At 37.9% G+C, this 20,284-nt stretch carries 24 protein-coding genes and 1 riboswitch; of the genes, 5 read left to right on the forward strand and 19 right to left on the reverse strand.

Going from position 1 to position 20,284, the window contains the following annotated elements:
- Positions 1-4 precede the first annotated feature (4 nt).
- Positions 5-790, reverse strand: a complete 786-nt coding sequence (sufC, locus tag GL301_RS12190) for a Fe-S cluster assembly ATPase SufC (protein WP_003722442.1) — start codon at positions 788-790, stop codon at positions 5-7.
- 339 nt (positions 791-1,129) lie between these two features.
- Between sufC and GL301_RS12195 the strand changes: the two genes are divergently transcribed.
- The gene (locus GL301_RS12195) at positions 1,130-2,206 is read left to right on the forward strand and encodes an Lmo2079 family surface lipoprotein (protein ID WP_003727944.1); all 1,077 of its coding nucleotides are present in this window, start codon (positions 1,130-1,132) and stop codon (positions 2,204-2,206) included.
- A gap of 41 nt (positions 2,207-2,247) precedes the next feature.
- Here the strand turns inward: GL301_RS12195 and GL301_RS12200 are convergent, their stop codons facing one another.
- The 15 genes from GL301_RS12200 to GL301_RS12270 form a co-directional block, all read right to left on the reverse strand.
- Entirely contained in the window at positions 2,248-3,078 is an 831-nt protein-coding gene (locus GL301_RS12200) for a MetQ/NlpA family ABC transporter substrate-binding protein (protein ID WP_003725602.1), read from the reverse strand.
- Between the two features lie 64 nt (positions 3,079-3,142).
- Positions 3,143-3,817: a methionine ABC transporter permease gene (locus tag GL301_RS12205; RefSeq protein WP_003725603.1), complete on the reverse strand. Its 675-nt coding sequence runs from the start codon at positions 3,815-3,817 to the stop codon at positions 3,143-3,145.
- Positions 3,814-4,836 (reverse strand): methionine ABC transporter ATP-binding protein, encoded by a 1,023-nt coding sequence (locus GL301_RS12210; protein ID WP_003725604.1) that lies wholly within the window; start codon positions 4,834-4,836, stop codon positions 3,814-3,816. Before GL301_RS12210 ends, GL301_RS12205 begins: the two co-directional genes overlap by 4 nt.
- A gap of 89 nt (positions 4,837-4,925) precedes the next feature.
- Positions 4,926-5,044, reverse strand: a riboswitch (SAM riboswitch).
- Positions 5,045-5,152: 108 nt separating this feature from the next.
- Entirely contained in the window at positions 5,153-5,341 is a 189-nt protein-coding gene (locus GL301_RS12215) for a hypothetical protein (RefSeq protein WP_003725605.1), read from the reverse strand.
- A gap of 78 nt (positions 5,342-5,419) precedes the next feature.
- A complete protein-coding gene (cesK, locus tag GL301_RS12220) occupies positions 5,420-6,562 on the reverse strand; it encodes a histidine kinase CesK (protein ID WP_003725606.1) in 1,143 nt (380 codons plus the stop codon).
- Positions 6,552-7,247 (reverse strand): response regulator CesR, encoded by a 696-nt coding sequence (cesR, locus tag GL301_RS12225; protein ID WP_003725607.1) that lies wholly within the window; start codon positions 7,245-7,247, stop codon positions 6,552-6,554. The genes cesK and cesR overlap by 11 nt, the downstream gene beginning before the upstream one ends.
- 74 nt (positions 7,248-7,321) lie before the next feature.
- The gene (locus tag GL301_RS12230) at positions 7,322-8,197 is read right to left on the reverse strand and encodes a cation diffusion facilitator family transporter (RefSeq protein ID WP_003725608.1); all 876 of its coding nucleotides are present in this window, start codon (positions 8,195-8,197) and stop codon (positions 7,322-7,324) included.
- Between the two features lie 191 nt (positions 8,198-8,388).
- Positions 8,389-8,673, reverse strand: coding sequence for a thioredoxin family protein (locus GL301_RS12235; protein ID WP_010959048.1), 285 nt, complete (start codon positions 8,671-8,673; stop codon positions 8,389-8,391).
- An 84-nt stretch (positions 8,674-8,757) separates the two neighbouring features.
- On the reverse strand, positions 8,758-9,135 hold the full coding sequence (gene gcvH / locus GL301_RS12240; RefSeq protein ID WP_003725610.1) for a glycine cleavage system protein GcvH: 378 nt from the start codon (positions 9,133-9,135) through the stop codon (positions 8,758-8,760).
- Positions 9,136-9,175: 40 nt separating this feature from the next.
- Entirely contained in the window at positions 9,176-9,529 is a 354-nt protein-coding gene (locus tag GL301_RS12245) for an arsenate reductase family protein (RefSeq protein WP_003725611.1), read from the reverse strand.
- 156 nt (positions 9,530-9,685) lie between these two features.
- Positions 9,686-10,861: a rod shape-determining protein RodA gene (gene rodA, locus GL301_RS12250; protein WP_274758808.1), complete on the reverse strand. Its 1,176-nt coding sequence runs from the start codon at positions 10,859-10,861 to the stop codon at positions 9,686-9,688.
- Between the two features lie 75 nt (positions 10,862-10,936).
- Complete coding sequence (gene rodA / locus GL301_RS12255; RefSeq protein ID WP_003723330.1) at positions 10,937-12,106, reverse strand: rod shape-determining protein RodA; 1,170 nt, start codon at positions 12,104-12,106, stop codon at positions 10,937-10,939.
- Positions 12,107-12,247: 141 nt separating this feature from the next.
- On the reverse strand, positions 12,248-13,039 hold the full coding sequence (locus GL301_RS12260; protein ID WP_003726495.1) for an ABC transporter ATP-binding protein: 792 nt from the start codon (positions 13,037-13,039) through the stop codon (positions 12,248-12,250).
- On the reverse strand, positions 13,036-14,046 hold the full coding sequence (locus GL301_RS12265; protein WP_003726486.1) for a FecCD family ABC transporter permease: 1,011 nt from the start codon (positions 14,044-14,046) through the stop codon (positions 13,036-13,038). The genes GL301_RS12260 and GL301_RS12265 overlap by 4 nt, the downstream gene beginning before the upstream one ends.
- Positions 14,046-15,017 carry an ABC transporter substrate-binding protein gene (locus GL301_RS12270; protein WP_010959049.1) on the reverse strand — a complete coding sequence of 324 codons (972 nt, stop codon included), beginning with the start codon at positions 15,015-15,017 and terminating at the stop codon, positions 14,046-14,048. The genes GL301_RS12265 and GL301_RS12270 overlap by 1 nt, the downstream gene beginning before the upstream one ends.
- Positions 15,018-15,172: 155 nt before the next feature.
- Here GL301_RS12270 and GL301_RS12275 point away from each other — a divergent pair, with 155 nt between their 5' ends.
- Together GL301_RS12275 and GL301_RS12280 are read left to right on the forward strand one after the other, a co-directional pair.
- Positions 15,173-15,337 carry a hypothetical protein gene (locus tag GL301_RS12275; RefSeq protein ID WP_003731287.1) on the forward strand — a complete coding sequence of 55 codons (165 nt, stop codon included), beginning with the start codon at positions 15,173-15,175 and terminating at the stop codon, positions 15,335-15,337.
- 132 nt (positions 15,338-15,469) lie between these two features.
- Positions 15,470-16,228 (forward strand): alpha/beta hydrolase, encoded by a 759-nt coding sequence (locus GL301_RS12280; protein ID WP_003726489.1) that lies wholly within the window; start codon positions 15,470-15,472, stop codon positions 16,226-16,228.
- Between the two features lie 39 nt (positions 16,229-16,267).
- Here the strand turns inward: GL301_RS12280 and GL301_RS12285 are convergent, their stop codons facing one another.
- Positions 16,268-17,671 carry a glutamate decarboxylase gene (locus GL301_RS12285; protein WP_003726490.1) on the reverse strand — a complete coding sequence of 468 codons (1,404 nt, stop codon included), beginning with the start codon at positions 17,669-17,671 and terminating at the stop codon, positions 16,268-16,270.
- Positions 17,672-17,797: 126 nt separating this feature from the next.
- Here GL301_RS12285 and GL301_RS12290 point away from each other — a divergent pair, with 126 nt between their 5' ends.
- Complete coding sequence (locus GL301_RS12290; protein WP_003726491.1) at positions 17,798-18,106, forward strand: SdpI family protein; 309 nt, start codon at positions 17,798-17,800, stop codon at positions 18,104-18,106.
- A gap of 60 nt (positions 18,107-18,166) precedes the next feature.
- Here GL301_RS12290 and licT read toward each other — a convergent pair whose 3' ends face one another.
- Entirely contained in the window at positions 18,167-19,021 is an 855-nt protein-coding gene (gene licT, locus GL301_RS12295; RefSeq protein WP_003727937.1) for a BglG family transcription antiterminator LicT, read from the reverse strand.
- Between the two features lie 267 nt (positions 19,022-19,288).
- Here licT and GL301_RS12300 point away from each other — a divergent pair, with 267 nt between their 5' ends.
- Complete coding sequence (locus GL301_RS12300; protein ID WP_003726493.1) at positions 19,289-19,699, forward strand: VOC family protein; 411 nt, start codon at positions 19,289-19,291, stop codon at positions 19,697-19,699.
- Positions 19,700-19,721: 22 nt separating this feature from the next.
- Here GL301_RS12300 and GL301_RS12305 read toward each other — a convergent pair whose 3' ends face one another.
- On the reverse strand, positions 19,722-20,234 hold the full coding sequence (locus GL301_RS12305; RefSeq protein ID WP_012681443.1) for a ClbS/DfsB family four-helix bundle protein: 513 nt from the start codon (positions 20,232-20,234) through the stop codon (positions 19,722-19,724).
- Between the last annotated feature and the right edge of the window lie 50 nt (positions 20,235-20,284).

Below are 20,284 nucleotides of genomic sequence, written 5' to 3' on the forward strand. Positions count from 1 at the left end.
TTCCTTATTGTTGGTCTACTGCTTCTTCTTCCTCAAGTTCGATACCAAGCTCTTGTTTAATCCAGTCATAACCTTCTGCTTCTAAACGTTTCGCAAGTTCAGGTCCGCCTTCTTTTACTACTTTACCTTGCATCATTACGTGAACAAAATCTGGCGTGATGTAGTTCAGTAAACGTTGGTAATGGGTAATGATTAAGCAACCGAATCCTTCGCCGCGCATTTCATTTACACCTTTAGAGACAACTTTAAGCGCATCGATATCAAGACCAGAGTCAATTTCATCTAAAATCGCTAATTTTGGCTCGATCATTAATAATTGCAAGATTTCATTACGTTTTTTCTCTCCGCCTGAAAATCCTTCATTTAAATAACGTTCCGCCATTTCTTCGTCCATATCTAAAATATCCATTTTGGCATCTAGTTTGCGGATGAATTGCATTACTGGAATTTCGTCGCCTTCTTCGCGGCGGCTATTGATTGCTGCACGAATGAATTCAGCGTTTGTAACACCACTAATCTCACTTGGATATTGCATCGCTAAGAAAAGACCAGCACGAGCGCGTTCGTCTACTTCCATTTCGAGTACATCTTCCCCGTCAAGCGTGATTGTTCCTTGTGTTACTTCATATTTTGGATGCCCCATAATAGCTGAGGACAACGTAGATTTACCTGTTCCGTTCGGTCCCATGATAGCGTGGATTTCGCCAGTTGAAATTTCCAGGTTAACACCCTTCAAAATTTCTTTTCCTTCTATTTCAACATGTAAATCTTGAATCTTTAAAGTTGCCATAAAAAAGTCCTCCCTAGTGTAAAATTTGCATAATCCTAGTTTAGTATAATTCTAATCTGATTACAACTATAAAAACCAGTATTCTTCGCATTCTCCCCTTCATTCTACTATTAATAAAGGTTTTTTACCAGTTTTCTAGCATTATCACTGTTTCTATTTTATTTGAGAATCCGTCCCTAAAAAAATACAACGTGTCATACCAATAAATGAAAGGGATTTTTCATCCTAAAAAAGGGATTGTATATCTTATTTATATATGGTATTGTTGTAACGTAACAAAATTGCAACATAATAACTTTTTTGTAATAAACGATTACTTATTGAAGGAGAATTTAAAATATGAAGAAAGCAATAATGGCTGCGACCATCTTTGTATTGCTTTTAGCCACGTTATCCGGGTGTAGCTCCCCTAAATCTGACTTCACTGCCGCCTTGCAAAAAACAGCTGAAAACCGACAATATACAACAAATGTGACATTCCAAGTAAATAACCTCTCAGAAAGTTACATAAAAAAACTTGGTCCTGAAATCGACTTAAATCAACTTAAAAAATCGAACATCCAATATAAAATTTCTGTTGATAGTGATTCCGCATCTTCCTACAGCGCATCTTCTATTCACTGGAAAGGAAAAAAACCACTTGATTTAACAATACATGCACTTCAAAACAGCGATGACGGAAAAGCTTATATTCCTGTATCTGATTTCTACGACGCTTCTGATAGCATCTCCAGTTTATTACCGGATTCAGCAGCTAGAATTTTCAACCAGGTACTAGATCAAAACAAAGACTTGGAGTCGAAGTATTTAAACCTATTCGAAACAATTCAAAATTTTTCCAATCAAACAATTGATACAGAAACTGTAGACCGCCAAGCAAAAGTATTGAAAAAAATGGAAGAAACTGCCGGCATTGCGATTTATAGTTATCTAAACGACCTAGATGACCAACACTTCACTTCAAAAGATAATGGTGACATCGTCCTAAAATTATCTAAAAACGAGATTAGCGATTTAGTTAATTCCGTTATCACCAAACTTGATGATAACGGAAGTGTTGTAGCACTTATTGGAGAAATTGACGGTAGCACTCAAAAAGCAGCAAAGAAAAAATGGAACAATGCTCAAAAAAGTATCCAATCATCCTTAAAAGCTCTAACAGAAAACAAAGCACAAACATTAGATTTCAAATTAACATTAACTCCTGACAGCAAAAAAGGATTTAGTAAAGCGATTATCACTACTAATTTTGAAGATACCAAAACAAAAGACTTAATGGACTTCACAACAACGATTGATATGCTAGACTACGAAAAAGTTCCTCCAATGCCAGAAGGAAAAGAAATTGTATCCAAAAAAGAATTGGATAAAGCCATTTCCGATGGACTGAAATTATATTTAAGTAGCGCTCAATAAAAAAATCCTTTTACCGAAACGGTAAAAGGATTTTTTCTATTTTATTTATCCACTGGAACAACAGCGCCGTCCCATTCTTTCGTAATGTAATCTTGAATTTCTTTTGAATGAAGTACTTTTACTAGCTCTTTAATGTTTTTATCATCTTTTTTCTTTTCTGTTGTTACAACGATATTCGCATAAGGAGAGTCTTTACTTTCGATTGCAATAGCGTCTTTAGAAGGGTTTAAGCCTTGATCTACAACAAAGTTAGAGTTAATCGCTACAACGTCGCCTTCTTCGTTATTGTAGGCAGTCATCAAGTAAGCTGGATCAAAATCGTATTTGAATTTCAAGTTTTTCGGATTGTCTTTAATATCATCAAAAGTTGCATCCTGTGGTTTCACGCCATCTTTCAGCGTTAATAGTCCGTTATCCACAAAAATACCAATAACACGCGGCCAATCAGATTTTGAGTTAGAAAGTAAAACTTGCGCGCCGTCTTTTAGATCTTTAATGTCTTTAACTTTTTTAGAGTAGATACCCATTGGTTCGATGTGAATCGCGCCAACATCAGCAAATTTGTAGCCTTTTTCTTTTTCTTCTAGTTCAAGATATGGTTTATGTTGGAAGTAGTTAGCATCTAAATCGCCTTCTTCTAGCGCTTTGTTAGGCATAACGTAATCTGTATATTTAACAATTTTCAAGTCAATCCCTTTATCTTTTAAAATTGGTTTTGCTTGTTCTAAGATTTGGGCATGTGGTGTATTGGACGCACCCACTACCAATTGGTTATCGTCTTTACTAGATGAAGCTTTATCTGAGGAGCCACCGCAAGCTGTAAGTACTAAAACTAAACTTAATGTGAAAATGAAACCAAGAACCTTTTTCATGAAATTCTCTCCTTTTTTGCGGGGATTCCGCGTTTTTTTATATAAATTTCTTCATATACATTGGTTAGCGTTTGTCGGTTCGTTTTGTTAAGAAGTCGCCGATAAACTGGAAAATAAAGACGATAATTAAGATAATAATTGTCGCAAGTACTGTTACATCAGGTTGTCCACGTTGGAACCCTTCAAGATAGGCAGTATTCCCAAGACCGCCAGCGCCAATGACACCAGCCATCGCGGTAAAACCAACGAGCGAAATTGCTGTCACTGTGATACCGGAAATAATCGCTGGAAGTGCTTCTGGGATAAGTACTTTACCAATAATGGTAAACATATTCGCTCCCATAGATTTGGCTGCTTCGATAACTCCTTTGTCCACTTCACGAAAGGCAATTTCTACCATCCGACCATAAAACGGAGCAGCAGAGATAATCAAAGCTGGAAGTGCCGCTTTCGGCCCAATTACAGTTCCGACAAGCGATTTTGTCATCGGTAATAGTAATACAATTAAAATAATAAAAGGAATCGAGCGGAACACATTGACTAAAATGGCTGTAATCCAGTAAAGAATGCGCGCTCCGGCATGTTTTTTATTGTTAGTTAAAAATAGTAATAATCCTAACACAATCCCGAGTAAAAAAACCGCAAATAATGAAACAAGCGTCATGTATAATGTTTCTTGTGTTGCGACCCACATCATTTGAAAATCAACATTTGGAAATAATTCTTGTAATTTCGTCATCGTTCTAACACTTCCGTTTCTACTTTAAGTTGACGTAGCTGTGTTAGACTCGCATTTATCGCATCTTCTGTACCTAAAACTTGTACATAAAGCGTTCCGTATGCGCCATTTTGCGTTTGCGTTAAGTTCCCGTGGAGAACATTTAGCATAACATCATTTTCTTTTGCTACTTGAGAAATGACTGGTTGAGTTGCATTTTCGCTCATAAAGAGTAATTTAACAATTTTTCCTTCTGCATAATTATCGAGTAATAGATGGATTAATTCTTCTGTTTCGTCTGAATCGGTTACTTGGCGGACGAAGCGCTGTGTTACTTTTTCTTGTGGATGACGGAAAACATCTAAAACATCACCGAGTTCAACAACTTTTCCGTTTTCCATTACTGCGACGCGATTACATATTTTCCGGATAACGTGCATTTCATGGGTGATAACGATGATAGTTAAATGGAGGCGTTTGTTAATATCTAGGAGGAGTTCTAAAACTTCATCGGTAGTTTGTGGATCTAGTGCGGAAGTTGCTTCATCACAAAGCAATACTTTTGGGTTGTTCGCCAGTGCTCTTGCGATACCGACACGCTGCTTTTGACCGCCGCTTAGCTCAGATGGATAGGCATTTTCTTTTCCTTCCAAGCCAACAAGGCGGATGAGTTCATTTACTCGAAAACGTCTTTTTTCACCTCGTACACCTGCAATTTCTAGTGGAAACGCGATATTTTCTGCCACTGTACGTGACCATAATAAATTAAAATGTTGAAAAATCATTCCAATTTGCTGACGAGCTTTTCTAAGCTTACTACCGCGAATCTGGCTAATAAGTAAATTGTCTACTTCCACCGTCCCGGCACTCGGTAGTTCCAGTCCGTTAAACATCCGGATTAGCGTACTTTTACCAGCTCCAGAATATCCAACTACTCCAAAAATCTCGCCTTGTTCAATTTCTAAATCGACATGGTCGACTGCGAGAACTTTATTGTTTCTGGACGTGTATTCTTTTACAACGTTTTGTAACGTAATCATCTCTATCACCTTTTCTACATTCTGATATACAAAAAAACCTTTCTGCTGATGAGCAGAAAGGCAGCATTTTTTCAAATGGACTAACTTCCTTCTCATCTTTCAGAACAATTAGTTGTTCTGCATGACTTAGCACCTTAAACACATAATGAATTATTGTTTAGGTTGCTGGGTTTCACAGGGCATTTCCCTCCACCACTCTGGATAAGATTTCTACATATTATTAAATCACTTCATTTGTGACTATAGTGACGTTTCTTGTTTTTTCATATTACCTTGTCTAGTAGACTTTGTCAATAACTTTCTCACTTATGTTAATTTATTTGTAAGTTATTTCACTAATAATACTATTATCTGTCTGTTCATTCTGACTAGCCATTTGAGAGGCTATTTTAATTTGGGCCCTATTTTGATATTTGAGTTCGCTATTATTAATTTGAACTATGTACATAAATACCGCAATAACCGTAATACAAGCAACAACAATTAAAACAATATGTTTTTTCATTTTCCTCTCCTCCGTGATTTATATTCTACAGAAAGAACATAAATCACGCGGAAAGAAACTTTTAAGAATTGTTAAAGATTAAATTAGTGGCAGTTTAACGATAAAACTGGTTTGGCGTTTTTTACTTTCTGCAGTAACAATTCCGCCATGTTTTTCAACAATAGATTTAGCAATCGCAAGGCCTAATCCGGTTCCAGTCGTCGTCCGATTTTTATCTACTTTGTAAAAGCGCTCGAACAAGTAAGGTAAATCGACATTAGGAATTTCTTCACCATAATTCGTTACGCGCACAACAGCCATATTATCTTCTTTCTTAGCACTAACATCAATTTGTTTGTTGCCTTCTCCGTATCTAAGGGCATTCGAAAATAAATTCTCAAATAAGCGCATGATTTGGTTGCCATCACCGCCAATAATTAGTTTGTTAGCATCAAAATGTTCGACAATCTGCATATTTCGTTCTGCAGCTCGCCCGTCGTACTCCGCCACTAATTGCCGTAGCAACTCAATAATGTCTAACTCATCTTTCTTTAGTTGGTAATCCACGCTATCGAGCCTTGTATAAGAAAACAAATCATCAATAAGTTTGTGCAAGTGACGCGCTTTCCCGTACACAAGCTCGGTGTAATAACGCAGCTCAATTTCATCGCGATAACGGTCTTCATGTATATAACTTAAATAGCCTAAAATGGATGTAAGTGGTGTTCGCAAATCATGCGAAACATTCGTAATCAAATCATTTCTGGCTTGCTGGGCCTGTTCTTCCTGCTGCATTAATTTTTTCTGCCGTTCCCGCATATTTTCGATGTTACGTTCCAGTTCTTGAATTTCCGGCACAAAACTTTCTGTGTCAACTGGCTTCCCGTCGTTAAGCGCAAAATTAATCGTACGCAGTTGTTTTTTCAAAATTCTTTGACGCATCAAACGATAGAAAAAAGCAAAGAATAGACAAGCTATTAAAAAGATAATCAGAAATTTTAGCGACATCATCCAAAAAGATTGCATGATTCGCGTATATTTATTCGTTCCAAATAATTGAACAATAGCTTGTGACACTTCCCGTAAAAACAAAGAATCATCCCGAATGGAAATGCTCCATAAATAAATAGTTTGGATGGTAATCAACGCCAAAATCCAAGAAACAGCTGCAAAAAAAGTCGCCTGCCAAACATTCATCACATGGCTAATTTTCGTAAACAACAGTTCCAGTTTAGATTTCAATTTTGTACCCTACTCCCCAAATAGTCTTAATCACATTTTCTCCACCCATAGCCTCGCGTAACTTATCACGCAAATTACTAATATGGACCATTACTGTCTTACTCGCTCCAAGGGCCTTTTCTTGCCAAATCTTCTCAAAAATATATTCTGAACTAAAAACGCGCCCTGGCTCACTCGCTAGTAAAAATAGAATATCAAACTCAGAAGTCGTCAAATGAAGTTCTTTGCCACTAACAGTTACAACGTGAAGGCCACGGTCAACTACTATCGGCCCAATGATGACTTTATCTTGACTAACAGGCTCTGCTTGACTCATTTGCTGCATTCTTCTTAGAATAGCTTTCACGCGTACAGAAAGCTCTAATGGATTGAATGGCTTGACCATATAATCGTCCGCACCTGTTAAAAGACCCATGATTTTGTCGTTGTCTTCAGCCTTGGCACTAAGCATTAGGATGGGAGTCAAAATCCCATTATCTCTCATTAATCGGCATACTTCTAAGCCGTTCATTTCAGGCATCATAATATCTAGTATCACTAAAGTTGGCTGTTTTTCTTGAACTAAACGCCATACTTCCGCACCATCATAAGCTTGATAAATCGTATATCCTTCATTTTGTAAATATAATTTTACTAAATCAACAATTTCTTTGTCATCATCAGCAATTAAAATAGAAGTTGTCATACTCATTGTCCTTTCCAGTCTTATTTCTACCTATTGTAACACTTTAGCAACAAATCGAATAGAAAGAGCTCGGATTAAATTCTGGTAAGAACCCGTTCTTCTTCCGGCTCTAAGTGGATAAGGACTTCCGCTTTAGCATAAAAATTCATAATCTCTGCCTCAATTTCGTCACATAGCGAATGAGCACTTTCAATCGTCATCGATGAAGATACAACTAAATGAAAATCAATATACTCTTCTGCTCCTGCCCGTCTCGAGCGAAAATCATGAAATTCAATAAATCTTGCTTTATGAGCCAAAATAATTTGCTTGATAGCCTCTTCTTCGTCCGCAGACAAGCGTTTGTCCATTAATGGAGGGAAAGACTCTTTTAACAATTTATAAGCCTCATACATGATATAAAACGCCGTTAAAATCGCGATGACAGGATCTAACCAAAGCCAGCCGGTTATGTATACAAGGAACAAACTAAGCGCAATCCCAAGCGATGTGAACACGTCTGTATATAAATGTAATGCATTGGATTTCATCGCTACTGAATTAGCTTCATCAGCCGCTTTTTTGATGATACGAGACACGATAATATTCACGATAGCGCCAAAAAGCATTACCATAATACCAAGCGCTGGAAAACGAATTTCGTGAGGATTTACAAGTTTATTAACTGATTCCACAATAATCCAAATCCCCGCTACAAAAATAAGTAAAGTTTCAATGGTTCCCGCAATATTCTCTGCTTTTCCATGTCCATATGGATGGTCTTCATCGGCCGGTTGATTAGAAATCCGAATCGAGAAGAAAGTGATGATTGACGCAAATAAGTCCATGGACGAGTGAATCCCTTCCGAAATCACTGCCACAGAACCTGTAAAAAAGCCGACAATCAATTTAAGTACAACAATAACAAAATTACTACACACAGATAAAATAGTAAGATTAGAATGGTTCATAAAAAAGCCTCCGATATTTTATGTTTCACTAAAAATTTCTCTTTATAAAACACTAATTTAACAACTCGAATTATCTTACCACAAGCAGCCAAATTGTGTCTATAGCAACGTTTTTAGTTAAATACAGTTCTATATCGGGAGCGAAACTTTTTTGCTCCAGGGCAAAATTTAACACAGAAAAAATCCCTGTATTACTCACTATACAGGAATTCAAAAATGGCCGTTGCATCATGTAATTGGTAGCTTAAATCGGCCGGTTGACCGTTCCTAAATTTAACTAGCGCCGGGACTGATGTAATTTCAAGATTTTGCGCAATATCAGGCACATAATTTAAATCTACTTTCACAACTTCTGTATGAACCTCGTCCGCTTCTAAAACCACATCCACAAGGCGGCTTGCTATTTGGCAGCTACCACACATCGGAGTAAAAAAGAAAACAACGAAGTCCTCCCCGTTTTTTTGCGCCGTCCGCAAACTTTCTTTTTCCCAAATTTCCAGGAAAAACGCCTCCTATCAAAAAAGACCAGCTTCGGTTATCCCAAGCCGGCCTCCTAAAAATTAATCTAATACTTTTTCGTAATCGTCACTTGATAAAAGAGCCTTTACATCCGCTTCTTCTACTTCTTCAAGTTTTAAAATCCAGCCTGTATCGTATGGATTGCTATTAATTAATTCTGGTTCATCTTCTAATGTTTCGTTAACAGCAACTACTTTACCAGTTACTGGTGCATAAAAATCAGATACTGTTTTTACAGACTCAATGCTACCAATAGAGTCGCCTTTAGCTACAGTGTCGCCAACCTCTGGCAATTCAACAAATACGATATCCCCTAATTGATCTTGAGCAAAGTCCGTAATCCCAATAACATAACTACCCTCGTCTGCTTTCACCCATTCATGTTCTTCTGTGTACAATAAGTCTTTTGGTAAACTCATTTTCAAAACTCCTCCTTTTTCGTGCAATTATCTATATTGACTATTTCCAAGTTGCTTCAAATTCTTCTTCTTTGAAACCAAGCGTCACTTCTTTGCCGTTCGTAGTTAGTGGGCGTTTGATTAACATACCGTCTGATGCAAGTAACTTATAAGCTTCTTCCGGCGAAAGTGTATCTAATTTATCTTTCAGTCCAAGTTCGCGGTATTTAATACCACTTGTGTTAAAGAAACGGCGGATTGGAAGCCCGCTTACTTCATGCCATTTTTGTATTTCTTCCGCAGTTGGCGTTTCTGTCTTAATATCTACTTCATTAAAATCAACATGCTCATTTTCAAGCCATGCTTTTGCTTTCTTACAGGTGCTACATTTTGGATACCAATAAAAATTAATCATTTTGCCTCTCCCTCCGATTGCATTCTACTACTATCATAGTGCATTTTTTCCGAAAGTACAAATGGCAACACTTAGAAAAAAACAGAGCATTTGAAAGCGTATTCATTCGTGGTTTTAAAAATACAAAAGCCATTTTCGACTTCTGTATTTTCTTTTTTAAGACGCGTGATTTTCTTCTTTCACTTCAAACATCGATTTTTTAAAGTTAAACCTTATCCCGAGCACCAGGCCAACAGCCATCATGTTCCCGAGCAAGGCGCTACCACCGTAACTAATAAACGGAAGCGGGATACCTGTAATTGGCAGCAAACCAATATTCATACCAACATTTTCCAGTACGTGGAACATTAACATCATTACAACCCCCGTACAAATGTAAGAGTAAAACGGTACGCCAACATCCAGCGCCACACGAATAATTTGATAAATTAATAAGAAATAAATTGCTAATAAAATACTAGCTCCAATAAAGCCATAATCTCCGGCTACAATCGTAAAAATAAAGTCATTGTGATTTTCTGGAATTGCAATGGCATCATATCCCGCACCGTTCCCAGAAATCTGACCAGAACCAATTGCCGTCATCGCTCGCAGCACTTGATAACCCCCGCCTTGAGGATCATTCTCCGGATTAATCCACGTCGTAATCCGCTCAAATTGATAGGGTTTGAAGCCTAGACTCGTCAGCCAATTTTGGTGATAAATAACCATCCAAATAAGCGCCGTCCCAATTGCCGCAATCGAGCCAAAAAGTGGCACGATAATTTTCCATGTAATTCCGGAAATAAGAATCATTCCCGACATAATAGCGATAAATACAAGCGCGGTCCCTAAATCGGGTTGCAGCATGATAAGAATAAGCGGCATTAATGTAAATAAGCCAATCTTTAAAAGTAACCAAGCATCATAACTAAAGCGGTGGACCTTATAAGTTCGGTTATGATCCCAAATCACTTTTGCTAAAACGACAATTAAGATAACCTTAACAACCTCAGATGGCTGAATGTTCCCTAAGAACGGGATAACAATCCAGCTCTTTGCTCCTTTTACTTCTTTCCCAAAAAGCAATACAAATACGAGTAAAAATAGACCTAGTCCGTAAAAGTAGTAAGCCCATTTCGTCAGACGATCATAATCTAGTTGCATCACGACAATAATTGCAAATGTCGACACTACAAACCACATGGCTTGTTTGACCACAAAGTTTGTATCATATTGATTATTTGTTAATTGCGCACTATAAATGGACACCAAACTGATTATCATGAGTAACATCATAGATAGGACAATCCCGTAATCAATGCGTCCAGCTAGTTTATTTTGTTGATTCATTATTTAATTACTCCTTACTGGTTGGTTTGTATAAACAAAACGAACGCTTTCTCCCAAACAGTTTAAAAAAGAAAATCAGAAACGATTTTCTTTCCCTAAGTTAACTTCTGGAGCATTGTATCTCGCCGATAACACGAGCCCAAGTGCCATAAATGCACCAAGAAGTGAGCTTCCCCCATAACTGACAAAAAGTAGCGGAATACCGGTAATTGGAAGAAGACCAATTGTCATCCCGATATTTTCTAAAACATGGAACAAAATCATCGAGCAAACACCCGTACAAATATACGAATAAAAAGGAATATTAATATCTAATGCCACTCGAATTATTTGGTAAATCAGTAAAAAGTATAACATAATAAGTACACAGCCACCAATGAAACCAAAATTCCCACCAATAATGGAGAAAATAAAATCATTATGGTTTTCCGGGATCGCAATGGCTTGATTACCGATTCCATTCCCTTGTAACTGCCCAGAACCAATCGCTTGCATCGACCGAAGTAGCTGCATTCCGTCACCAAGTGGATCCTCTTCCGGCCTTAACCAAGAAGTAATCCGTTTAAATTGGTAAGGTTTAAATCCTAGTTTTTGTAAGAACTCTTGATTATACATAACTAAGTAGATTAATGTCCCACCAATGAGCGCAATCGAACTAAAAACTGGTAATAAAATTTTCCATGTAACACCACTAATAAATACCATACCGATAATAATAGCAATAAATACTAGAATCGTCCCAAGGTCTGGTTGAAGTGCTACAAGACCAAGCGGAAGAATAGAAACAATACCTATTTTTAACAGTAACTGCATATCTAAGCTCACGGTATGTAATTTATATTTTTTATTATGGTCCCAAATGACTTTTGCAAGTGCTAAAATCAAAAAACTTTTCATTAATTCCGATGGTTGCAAGCTCCCAAGCGATCCGATACTAATCCAGCTCTTGGATCCTTTTCGCTCGTCACCAACGATAAGTACGAGTACAAGCAATAAGTTTCCTATCCCATAAAGATAATACGCCGCCCATTGCAACTTATCATAGTCGAAAAAAAGTACAATAACAACAACGACCCCAGTAGAAATAACAATCCAAATAGACTGTTGCAATAAGAAATTATTTGTATATTGGTCGTTAACAAGCCCCGCGACATAAATCGCTACTAGACCAATAATACACAGCAACATCATTAAAAATATAATCGAATAATCTATTCGAACTGCCTTTTTTCTATTTCTGGCCATTATTTTCCGTCCTTTTGTGTTTGAATTTAAATGTAAAAAAGCTGCTATTCTTAAAAAGAGCAACAGCCTTCATCTATTATAATAAAGTTTACCTTGGATAGGAAGCTTTTTCACCAAATTCTAATCTTCTTTCTGTTTTCTTTAATATTCAAAACGAGTCGAAGCAAGTGGATGAATATGCTGCTTTCCGTCTTTTTCGGTAATATCCGCCGTAATATGAAAAACCTCGCGAAGAAGCTCTGTCGTGAAAACTTCTGTAGGCGAGCCATCTTTGACTAATTGTCCATTTTCGCATACAAAAACATGGTCACTGTAAATTGCTGCCTGATTTAAATCATGTAAAACGAGCACGATAGTTAAATTATATTCTTTATTTAAATGCACGAGTAAATCTAAAAGCTCCAGTTGATGCGCAATATCTAAATAAGTCGTGGGCTCATCTAGTAATAAAATCGGTGTTTTTTGTGCAAGAGCCATGGCGAGCCAAGCGCGTTGTCGTTCTCCGCCTGATAACGAATGTAGCGGGCGATAAGCCAATTCTTCTAAGTTGCACACTTTAATAGCCCAGTGAATGACCGCTTCGTCCTCCTCTTGCAAAGTGGAGAGCCAGCTTCGGTGCGGCAAACGGCCATACGCCACTAAATCATGCACCATCACATCTACCAAACCTTCTGGAGCTTGTGATAACATCGTCATTTTTTTCGCTAAATCTTTAGATGGGATTTCAGTAATGTTTTTATCATTTAAGAAAATCTCCCCGCTATCCGGTGTCAAAAGGCGCATCATCAAACGCAGCATAGTCGATTTTCCCGAGCCGTTTGGACCGATAAGCGTAGTGATTTTCCCTTCTGGAATACTCGCGCTCACGTTTTTCATTTCGAAATCTCTTTTACGTGAGAAAGAAACATTTTTTAGTTCTAATGCTGATTTCATGAAGCAACCCTCCCTCTTTGAAGTAAGAATAAGAAGAATGGTGCGCCTATCATTGCAAGCAGGATTCCAACAGGAAGCTCGATGGATCCGAACCAACTTCTAGCTGCTGTATCAGCAAAGCCAACTAATAAAGCCCCGCCGAGTGCGGATAGTGGCAGTAAGTATTTATAGTCATTTCCAATGATCAAACGGAAAATATGTGGCACAACAAGTCCAACAAAGCCAATAAGTCCAGCTACACTAACCGCAACCCCACTGAGAAAGGCCGCCAACATTATAATAAAAAAGCGATGCCGTTCCACAGAAAAGCCAAGTAATTTCGCCGCATCATCCCCAAGTAGCAATACATTAGAAGAACGAATCGCAAAACCACTTAAAACAAACCCGACCAGCATATACGGCCAAATCATATCCAAATGATACCAACTTTTTCCGGAAAGTGTCCCTGTCATCCAAGAAATAACACTTTGAACCCGGTTGCTATAAAGCACCATTACGCCAGATGTCATCGCACCAATAAACGCATTAATTGCCACCCCAGACAAAATTACACGTAAAGGAGAAACACCGCGATCCCATGCAAGCAAATAAATCAAAATAGCTGTTCCAAACGCCCCTAAAAACGCACCAATCGGCACAAAGGAAGCTAACGCAGGAAATGCTAATGTCATTAAAATGGCCACGAAGCCACCACCGGCTGAAACCCCAATTACGCCTGGGTCAGCTAATGGATTCCGCATCACGCCTTGCAGCAAGCATCCAGCAATCGCCAGCGCTGCTCCTACTAAGAAAGCAATTAATAACCGCGGCAAGCGCAAGTTCCAAATCAATTGGTTCGCTAGGTCACTTCCCCCGCCAGTTAGCGTCTGCCAAGCATCACTATATGTAATTTTCACGGACCCCGTTGTCAGTCCGTAGAAAAAAGCTAAAATAAGTAAAATGATTACTACAATAAAAGTTATCCGTCTACGTTTTCGCCGCGGATCATGCGCCTTCACAGTTGTCATTAGTTATCCACCTTATTTATCTCATCTGTCATATAATCCAATGCTTGATCAATCTTAATTCCAGGATTTGTTCCGAATAGCTCTGCAGGAAGTACGACAATATGATCATTTTTAACGGCGCTTGTTGAATTCCAAGCTTCATTTTGTTTCATTTCTTTCTTGAATGCTGCTTCTGTTTCTTTTTCGTCCCCACCGTGAATCATTAAGAAAATCACTTCCGGGTCAGCAGCAACAATCTTTTCTACGTTCATCGAAGCGTATTGTGGGAAGTTTTCAACGCCTTTAAAATCTTTCGCTACATTTTCTCCACCAGCAATTTCTAAAACATTTCCACTTAATGAGGATGGTAGCGCCGCGTAATTACTGCCAGGAGCCCCTAGAACAAGTAATGAGCGCACTTTTTTACCTTGTTGCTTCTTCTTCACTTCCGCCACTTTTTGGTCAATATTCGCTTCTAACTCTTTGGCTTTTGTCTCTTTGCCTAAAAGCTCGCCAAGCACGGCTGTTTGTTTTTTAATTTCGTCAATTGAGTTGGCTCCGGTCAACACGACTTTCGGTCCGACGCCTTCCATCGCAGGAACATCTTTTAAGTTTTGTTCTGAACTTGCGACAATAGCATCAGCACCAAGAGAGGCAATTTTTTCTAAATTCAAATCATGGGTATTGCCCACTTCTGTAGCTTTCTTCGCACCATCTGGAACACCACTCGCGTCTGTTGTTTGGCGACCTACCACCGTTCCACCAAGTGCATAGATAATATTCATATCCGCATTCGTCAGTGCGATAATCCGTTCTGGTTTTTTATCAAAAGAAACATCACGCCCAGCCATATCTGTTATCGTTAGAGCCGCTTGCGATTTATTTTCCCTTTTAGTTGTTTCATTATTCGTATCAGTTGCCGTATCATTTCCACACGATGCAAGGAGTAGTGCGGCTGTTATACTTAACGTCAATATAGTTATTTTCTTCATAATTCCCCTCCACAACACTGTCCTTTTCATTTTACTAAATTATAACACGATATTCAAAAAGACGAACCCCTAATTGAGAATTATTTTCATCTATGTTCAAATAGTCGATATTTCTCAGCCGATACTTTATAATTAACTTAAGGAGGCGATGAAAAATGACCGATAATCTTTTTCCTAATCTAGCGCATGAAAATTGCAAAGAAACGATGCCCCCAGTCACAACAGAACAATTCAAAGAAGCAGCCATTCTCGAAAAGAATCTTAAACTCGAAGAAATCTTAAACATCGTTGATAAAAAGAAACCAAGTATTAAAAAATAACGAGGACCTGTTCGCGCAGGTTCTTTATTTTACATTTAATTCCGAGTTAACTCATAAGATAAGTTATATTTATTTTATTTCGCTCAAAAATCATGTATACTAGAAAAAAAGACACGTCAGGAGGCCCCTACATTGGCTATTTTAGAACTTAATTTCAAATCAGTTTGTTTAGCTATGCAAACAAGTGTAACGGTGATTTTGCCCGAAACAGATGCACTTTATCATGGCTCAATTCCGAAATATAAAACATTATATATTCTTCACGGTTTGTCGAATAACCACACTACTTATGTACGCAATACAAATATCGAACGCTATGCCACTGAAAAAGGGCTCGCTGTTGTCATGCCCGCAGCAGATCATAGCTTTTATTCTAACATGGTTCATGGTCGCGACTTTTTTGAGTTTGTTAGTACGGAACTGCCGCACGTTATGAAAAACTGGTTCCCACTTTCAGATAAAAAAGAAGATACTTTTATAGCTGGTCATTCCATGGGAGGTTACGGTGCGTTCAAGGTTGCACTTACTTTTCCAGAAAAATTCCAAGCCGCGGCCAGTATGTCCGGCGTCATGGATATTAATTATATCATTAAAGAAGACTGCTTCGAAAATTTCAGCACGCGTGCCATCACGGGTGAAATGGCTAGCCAAACTGGTACGGAAAATGATTTATTTCATTTATTAGAAACTAATCTCCAAAACCAAGTGCCATTACCAGCCCTTTTCCAAAATTGTGGCACGGAAGATTTTCTATATGAAGATAATCTTCGTTTCCGAGATTTTGCGCTTGAGAAAAATGCTCCGCTAGAGTATCGCGAAGGCCCCGGTGACCATGATTGGGATTTTTGGGATAAGAGTATCAAAGAAATTATCGACTGGCTTCCACTTTAATAAAAAGAAGACTCGGACTCACCATCCAAGTCTTCTTTTTTAGTGCGTAAATCCGTATGAGTCGTTGCGTTCTTTGTCATGATACAGCACTCTAGCATGTTCCAGATTATGAAGCGCGTCTGCAAAATCAACCGCAAACTCTTCAGCCACGTTATAGCCTAAGTCCGCCCGACAAACAAACCGTTGAATAATCGTATCACTTAAATCGGCCGGAAGTGGATAGGCTGGAACTTGCCATCCTTTCATTAAAAGCTGATCAGCCAAGTCATATAGCGTCCACTCTACATCCAGTCCTTCTTTCATTTTGTAACAAACAATCGGTAAATTAGCGCCATCATTAATAATTTCAAAGTAGCCACTTTTTTCTACACTTTTTGCCAAGTAAAGGGCTGTTTTCTTTGTTTTTTCATGAATTTCTCGGTAACCTTCAAAACCATATCGTAAAAAATTATAATATTGACCAATAATTTGACTGGCACTACGAGAGAAGTTAATCGCCATCGTCGGCATCGAACCACCTAAGTAGCTGACTTCAAATATAAGCTCTTTTGGTAAATATTCTTTGTCTTTCCATAAAATCCAACCAACGCCAGGATAAACCAATCCGTATTTATGACCGGAAGTATTTATAGAAACAACATTTTTAAGGCGGAAATCCCAAGGTAATTCCGGATTTACAAATGGTGTAAACATCGCGCCACTTGCTCCGTCAACATGAATGACTAATTGATGCTCGTTCGCTTCATTATATGCTTCTACTTTTTCATCTAATAATTGAATATCATCAAATTTACCAGTATAAGTAATGCCTAAAATCCCGACAATCCCAATTGTGTATTCATCAACCAAATCAAACACTTTATCTACATCGATACTGAGATGCTCTTTATCCATTGGCACAACACGCATATCTACATCCCAGTACACACAGAATTTTTCCCAACATACTTGGTAGCCTGATGAAATAATTAAGTTCGGTCGTTTCGCTTGAATATCTAGACCTCGTTTTTCCGCATGGTTACGCCAGCGAAATTTCATTGCCAAACCGCCAAGCATACACGCTTCCGAAGAGCCTACTGTCGAAGTCCCCAAGTAAGACATATCTTTTGGAGCATTCCACAAATCGGCTAAAATATTGACGCAGCGATTTTCCAGTTCAGCTGTTTGCGGATATTCGGATTTATCAATTGCATTTTTCTCGAGCGTTTCTGCCATCAGTATTTCTGCCTCTTTTTCCATGTATGTCTGACAAAAAGTTGCTAAGTTTTGCCGCGCATTTCCCTCATCCATCAACTGGTCTTTCACTAGTTGGTACGCAATACGTGGTTCCATCGGTTCCTTTTTTAATACATATTTCGGGATACTCGTGCTTTCTTCCTCAGATCCAAAGAGTGGGATTCGATAACTTTCCTGTTTTCGCTTGTCGTCTTCACTATAAAGCATCTTTTTTCCTCCTTTAAAATAACTGATCATCTTCTCTCACCAATACCCATTAAACCTTAGAGACAAACCGTTCAATTTTTCACAATAATTTGTTATACTACGATGGTACTTATAAGGAGGTTCGTTATGTTTGATTTAATCTTTCCACTTTTACTTATTATTCTCGGTGTCATCTACCGGGTGAATCCACCTAAAAATAAAGAAAGTCGCTTTAGTTATCGAACGAAAGCATCTTTAAAAAATGAAATCTCTTGGCAAAAAGCGCATCAATCTCTAGGAATCTACTGGATAGTTATCGGGGTTTCTCTTCTAGTTTTGTCACTTGTACTTGCTTTTATCCCGATGCATGCCTTTATTCGTAGCTCGATTTTATTAACAACAAGTATTTTTGCCGTATTACTTTCTGTCATTTTAGTAGAAAAAAAACTACAATAAAAAAGCACCGCGCTAAGCAGTACTTTTCTGTAATCCATTACATATAAGTCCAAAAAAATTTTACTCTTCTTTTATAATTGTATTTCGTTCGGTGACACGATAAATATGAATAGTAAGGTAGACACGCTCGTCTCTCGTTAGTTCTGTATGATGCGTATTTATTAAATAGGCATCAATTTTTTTCGTACATTTAAAAGCTTCTGGATATTTAATTTGCACTTGTTCATATAAAAAGTCATCGCCGGAATCGACAATCTCTTTTCGAAGCAAACGTTGCGCGAAATACTGTAAATGTGTAATAAAACGCGTGTAATTCAGTGAAGTTTCATCCAATACCATACCATAATGATACGTAACAATACTTAAAATATCTTGAACAATTTGAGTCATCGCTACAGTCATGTGCATCTGTTGCCCATCTTGTCTAGCATTTACAATGTGAAGCGCGATAAAACCAGCTTCATCCTCATCTAAACGAATTCCAACTTCTTGCTCGATAAAATCTAGTGCTTTCATTCCCACCAAATACTCTGCGTGATAAAATCGTTTTATTTCCCATAATAATGCGTTTTTCAAATTAATACCTTGATTATACCGTGACACAGCGAAGTTAATATGATCAGTTAGGGTCAAATAAATATTGTCACTTAAATCTGTTTCCAAAGTTTCTTGCGCATACTGAACCACGTCATCCGCAACACGTAAATGTTTCAGTGGAATCTCACTAAGTAACTCAGAGAGCTTTTCTGAAAGTTCATGTGTTTCCATTACGAATGTTTTTTCAATCTTGGATACCTCCACCTCATCTCCAAGTTTCTTTTGAAAAGCAAGACCACGACCCATCACTACAGACTCCTTGCCACTTTTACCCTCGGCGATTACAACATTGTTATTCAGTATTTTTTTGATAATCATGCATTTTCACCTCTTTCAAAAGAAAAAAACCCAAACTAATTCCAATGCTATTAATATCAAAATAGCACTTGAATTAATTCAGGTTTTGCCCGCCTTAGCAGTAACAATCCTATGCTTTTCTCTAACATTATAGTACAAAAAGAAACCGATTACAAGTGGTTTTTTGATATTCAATTTTGGTTTACTTTATATCTTCCCTACTTTACCACAACTTATTCATTGACATGTAGTTTTCTGCATGCTATTTTTGGCTGGAGGTGATAAATTATGGCAACACGCTCGGAACAAATTTTTATTAATTTGCCTGTAAAAGATTTACAAGCAACCGTCGCTTTTTTCACAGAACTTGGCTACGAATTCAATCCGCAATTCACAGACGAAAATGCTACCCAAATGCTCATCGGAGACAATATTTTCGCCATGCTCTTGAAAGAAGATTTCTTCCAGACTTTCCATAAAGAAGGCATCGCTGACACAACAAAAGCACGCGAAGTCCTCATCACCATCACCCAAGATAGCCGCCAAGCAGTCGATACGCTGGTCGATCATGCACTAAAAATCGGCGCAAAACCAGCAGGCGAAACACAAGACTACGACTTTATGTATAGCAGAAGTTTTCTTGACTTAGACAACCATCTATGGGAAATCGCTTATTTAGACGAATCCGCTTTACAATAATTACAAAAAAAGCCGTTGGAATTCATTTGATTCCAGCGGCTTTCTTGAATTTCCGTATTTTTTTAATCGCCCAGTCGTAATGACTTGATGTGCTTGAAATAAAAATGGCGCCTAGTGAAGTTGTATTGGTCCATTTATAATATTTTTTTGTAAATAGTTCTTCCTCCGAATGCCCTGCAATTAAAACCATTTCTTTGTTATGGGTTTCATCCAGTAATTCCCTTGCTTGCGCTAAATCAGTCTCTTGGTATTTCTGCCAAATGACCAAATTTAGCTCTGGTGTCGTTTTCCACGTATAACCTTCTGCTGGCATCAATGCTTTCTTTCCACCCATTCCAACTTCATACCAATCCAGCGCCATCTTATGCCATTCGTGCAAATGTATTACGACATCCCGAATATTTTTATCCCGGTCTTCAAATGGAAACGTGAGCTGTTGCTTTTCTTTTGGAATAGAGTTGATTAAATCGTTCAATTGTTGGTACTTTTCCGTGCTTTGTTGAAGTAATTCTACTTTGTTCTTTGGTCTTACCATAGAAACATTACCCCTTTCTAACAATTATGTAAGTTTAAATTATCATTTTG

Origin of the sequence: Listeria sp. LM90SB2 (genome assembly GCF_028867355.1) — a bacterium.
Taxonomy (GTDB): domain Bacteria; phylum Bacillota; class Bacilli; order Lactobacillales; family Listeriaceae; genus Listeria; species Listeria monocytogenes_B.

Excerpts from the sequence above, each read along its gene's own strand:
- sufC (WP_003722442.1), bottom strand. The coding sequence starts at position 790 with ATGGCAACTTTAAAGATTCAAGATTTACATGTTGAAATAGAAGGAAAA.
- GL301_RS12195 (WP_003727944.1), top strand. The coding sequence starts at position 1,130 with ATGAAGAAAGCAATAATGGCTGCGACCATCTTTGTATTGCTTTTAGCC.
- GL301_RS12200 (WP_003725602.1), bottom strand. The coding sequence starts at position 3,078 with ATGAAAAAGGTTCTTGGTTTCATTTTCACATTAAGTTTAGTTTTAGTA.
- GL301_RS12205 (WP_003725603.1), bottom strand. The coding sequence starts at position 3,817 with ATGACGAAATTACAAGAATTATTTCCAAATGTTGATTTTCAAATGATG.
- GL301_RS12210 (WP_003725604.1), bottom strand. The coding sequence starts at position 4,836 with ATGATTACGTTACAAAACGTTGTAAAAGAATACACGTCCAGAAACAAT.
- GL301_RS12215 (WP_003725605.1), bottom strand. The coding sequence starts at position 5,341 with ATGAAAAAACATATTGTTTTAATTGTTGTTGCTTGTATTACGGTTATT.
- cesR (WP_003725607.1), bottom strand. The coding sequence starts at position 7,247 with ATGACAACTTCTATTTTAATTGCTGATGATGACAAAGAAATTGTTGAT.
- GL301_RS12230 (WP_003725608.1), bottom strand. The coding sequence starts at position 8,197 with ATGAACCATTCTAATCTTACTATTTTATCTGTGTGTAGTAATTTTGTT.
- gcvH (WP_003725610.1), bottom strand. The coding sequence starts at position 9,135 with ATGAGTTTACCAAAAGACTTATTGTACACAGAAGAACATGAATGGGTG.
- GL301_RS12245 (WP_003725611.1), bottom strand. The coding sequence starts at position 9,529 with ATGATTAATTTTTATTGGTATCCAAAATGTAGCACCTGTAAGAAAGCA.
- rodA (WP_274758808.1), bottom strand. The coding sequence starts at position 10,861 with ATGAATCAACAAAATAAACTAGCTGGACGCATTGATTACGGGATTGTC.
- rodA (WP_003723330.1), bottom strand. The coding sequence starts at position 12,106 with ATGGCCAGAAATAGAAAAAAGGCAGTTCGAATAGATTATTCGATTATA.
- GL301_RS12260 (WP_003726495.1), bottom strand. The coding sequence starts at position 13,039 with ATGAAATCAGCATTAGAACTAAAAAATGTTTCTTTCTCACGTAAAAGA.
- GL301_RS12265 (WP_003726486.1), bottom strand. The coding sequence starts at position 14,046 with ATGACAACTGTGAAGGCGCATGATCCGCGGCGAAAACGTAGACGGATA.
- GL301_RS12270 (WP_010959049.1), bottom strand. The coding sequence starts at position 15,017 with ATGAAGAAAATAACTATATTGACGTTAAGTATAACAGCCGCACTACTC.
- GL301_RS12275 (WP_003731287.1), top strand. The coding sequence starts at position 15,173 with ATGACCGATAATCTTTTTCCTAATCTAGCGCATGAAAATTGCAAAGAA.
- GL301_RS12285 (WP_003726490.1), bottom strand. The coding sequence starts at position 17,671 with ATGCTTTATAGTGAAGACGACAAGCGAAAACAGGAAAGTTATCGAATC.
- GL301_RS12290 (WP_003726491.1), top strand. The coding sequence starts at position 17,798 with ATGTTTGATTTAATCTTTCCACTTTTACTTATTATTCTCGGTGTCATC.
- licT (WP_003727937.1), bottom strand. The coding sequence starts at position 19,021 with ATGATTATCAAAAAAATACTGAATAACAATGTTGTAATCGCCGAGGGT.
- GL301_RS12300 (WP_003726493.1), top strand. The coding sequence starts at position 19,289 with ATGGCAACACGCTCGGAACAAATTTTTATTAATTTGCCTGTAAAAGAT.
- GL301_RS12305 (WP_012681443.1), bottom strand. The coding sequence starts at position 20,234 with ATGGTAAGACCAAAGAACAAAGTAGAATTACTTCAACAAAGCACGGAA.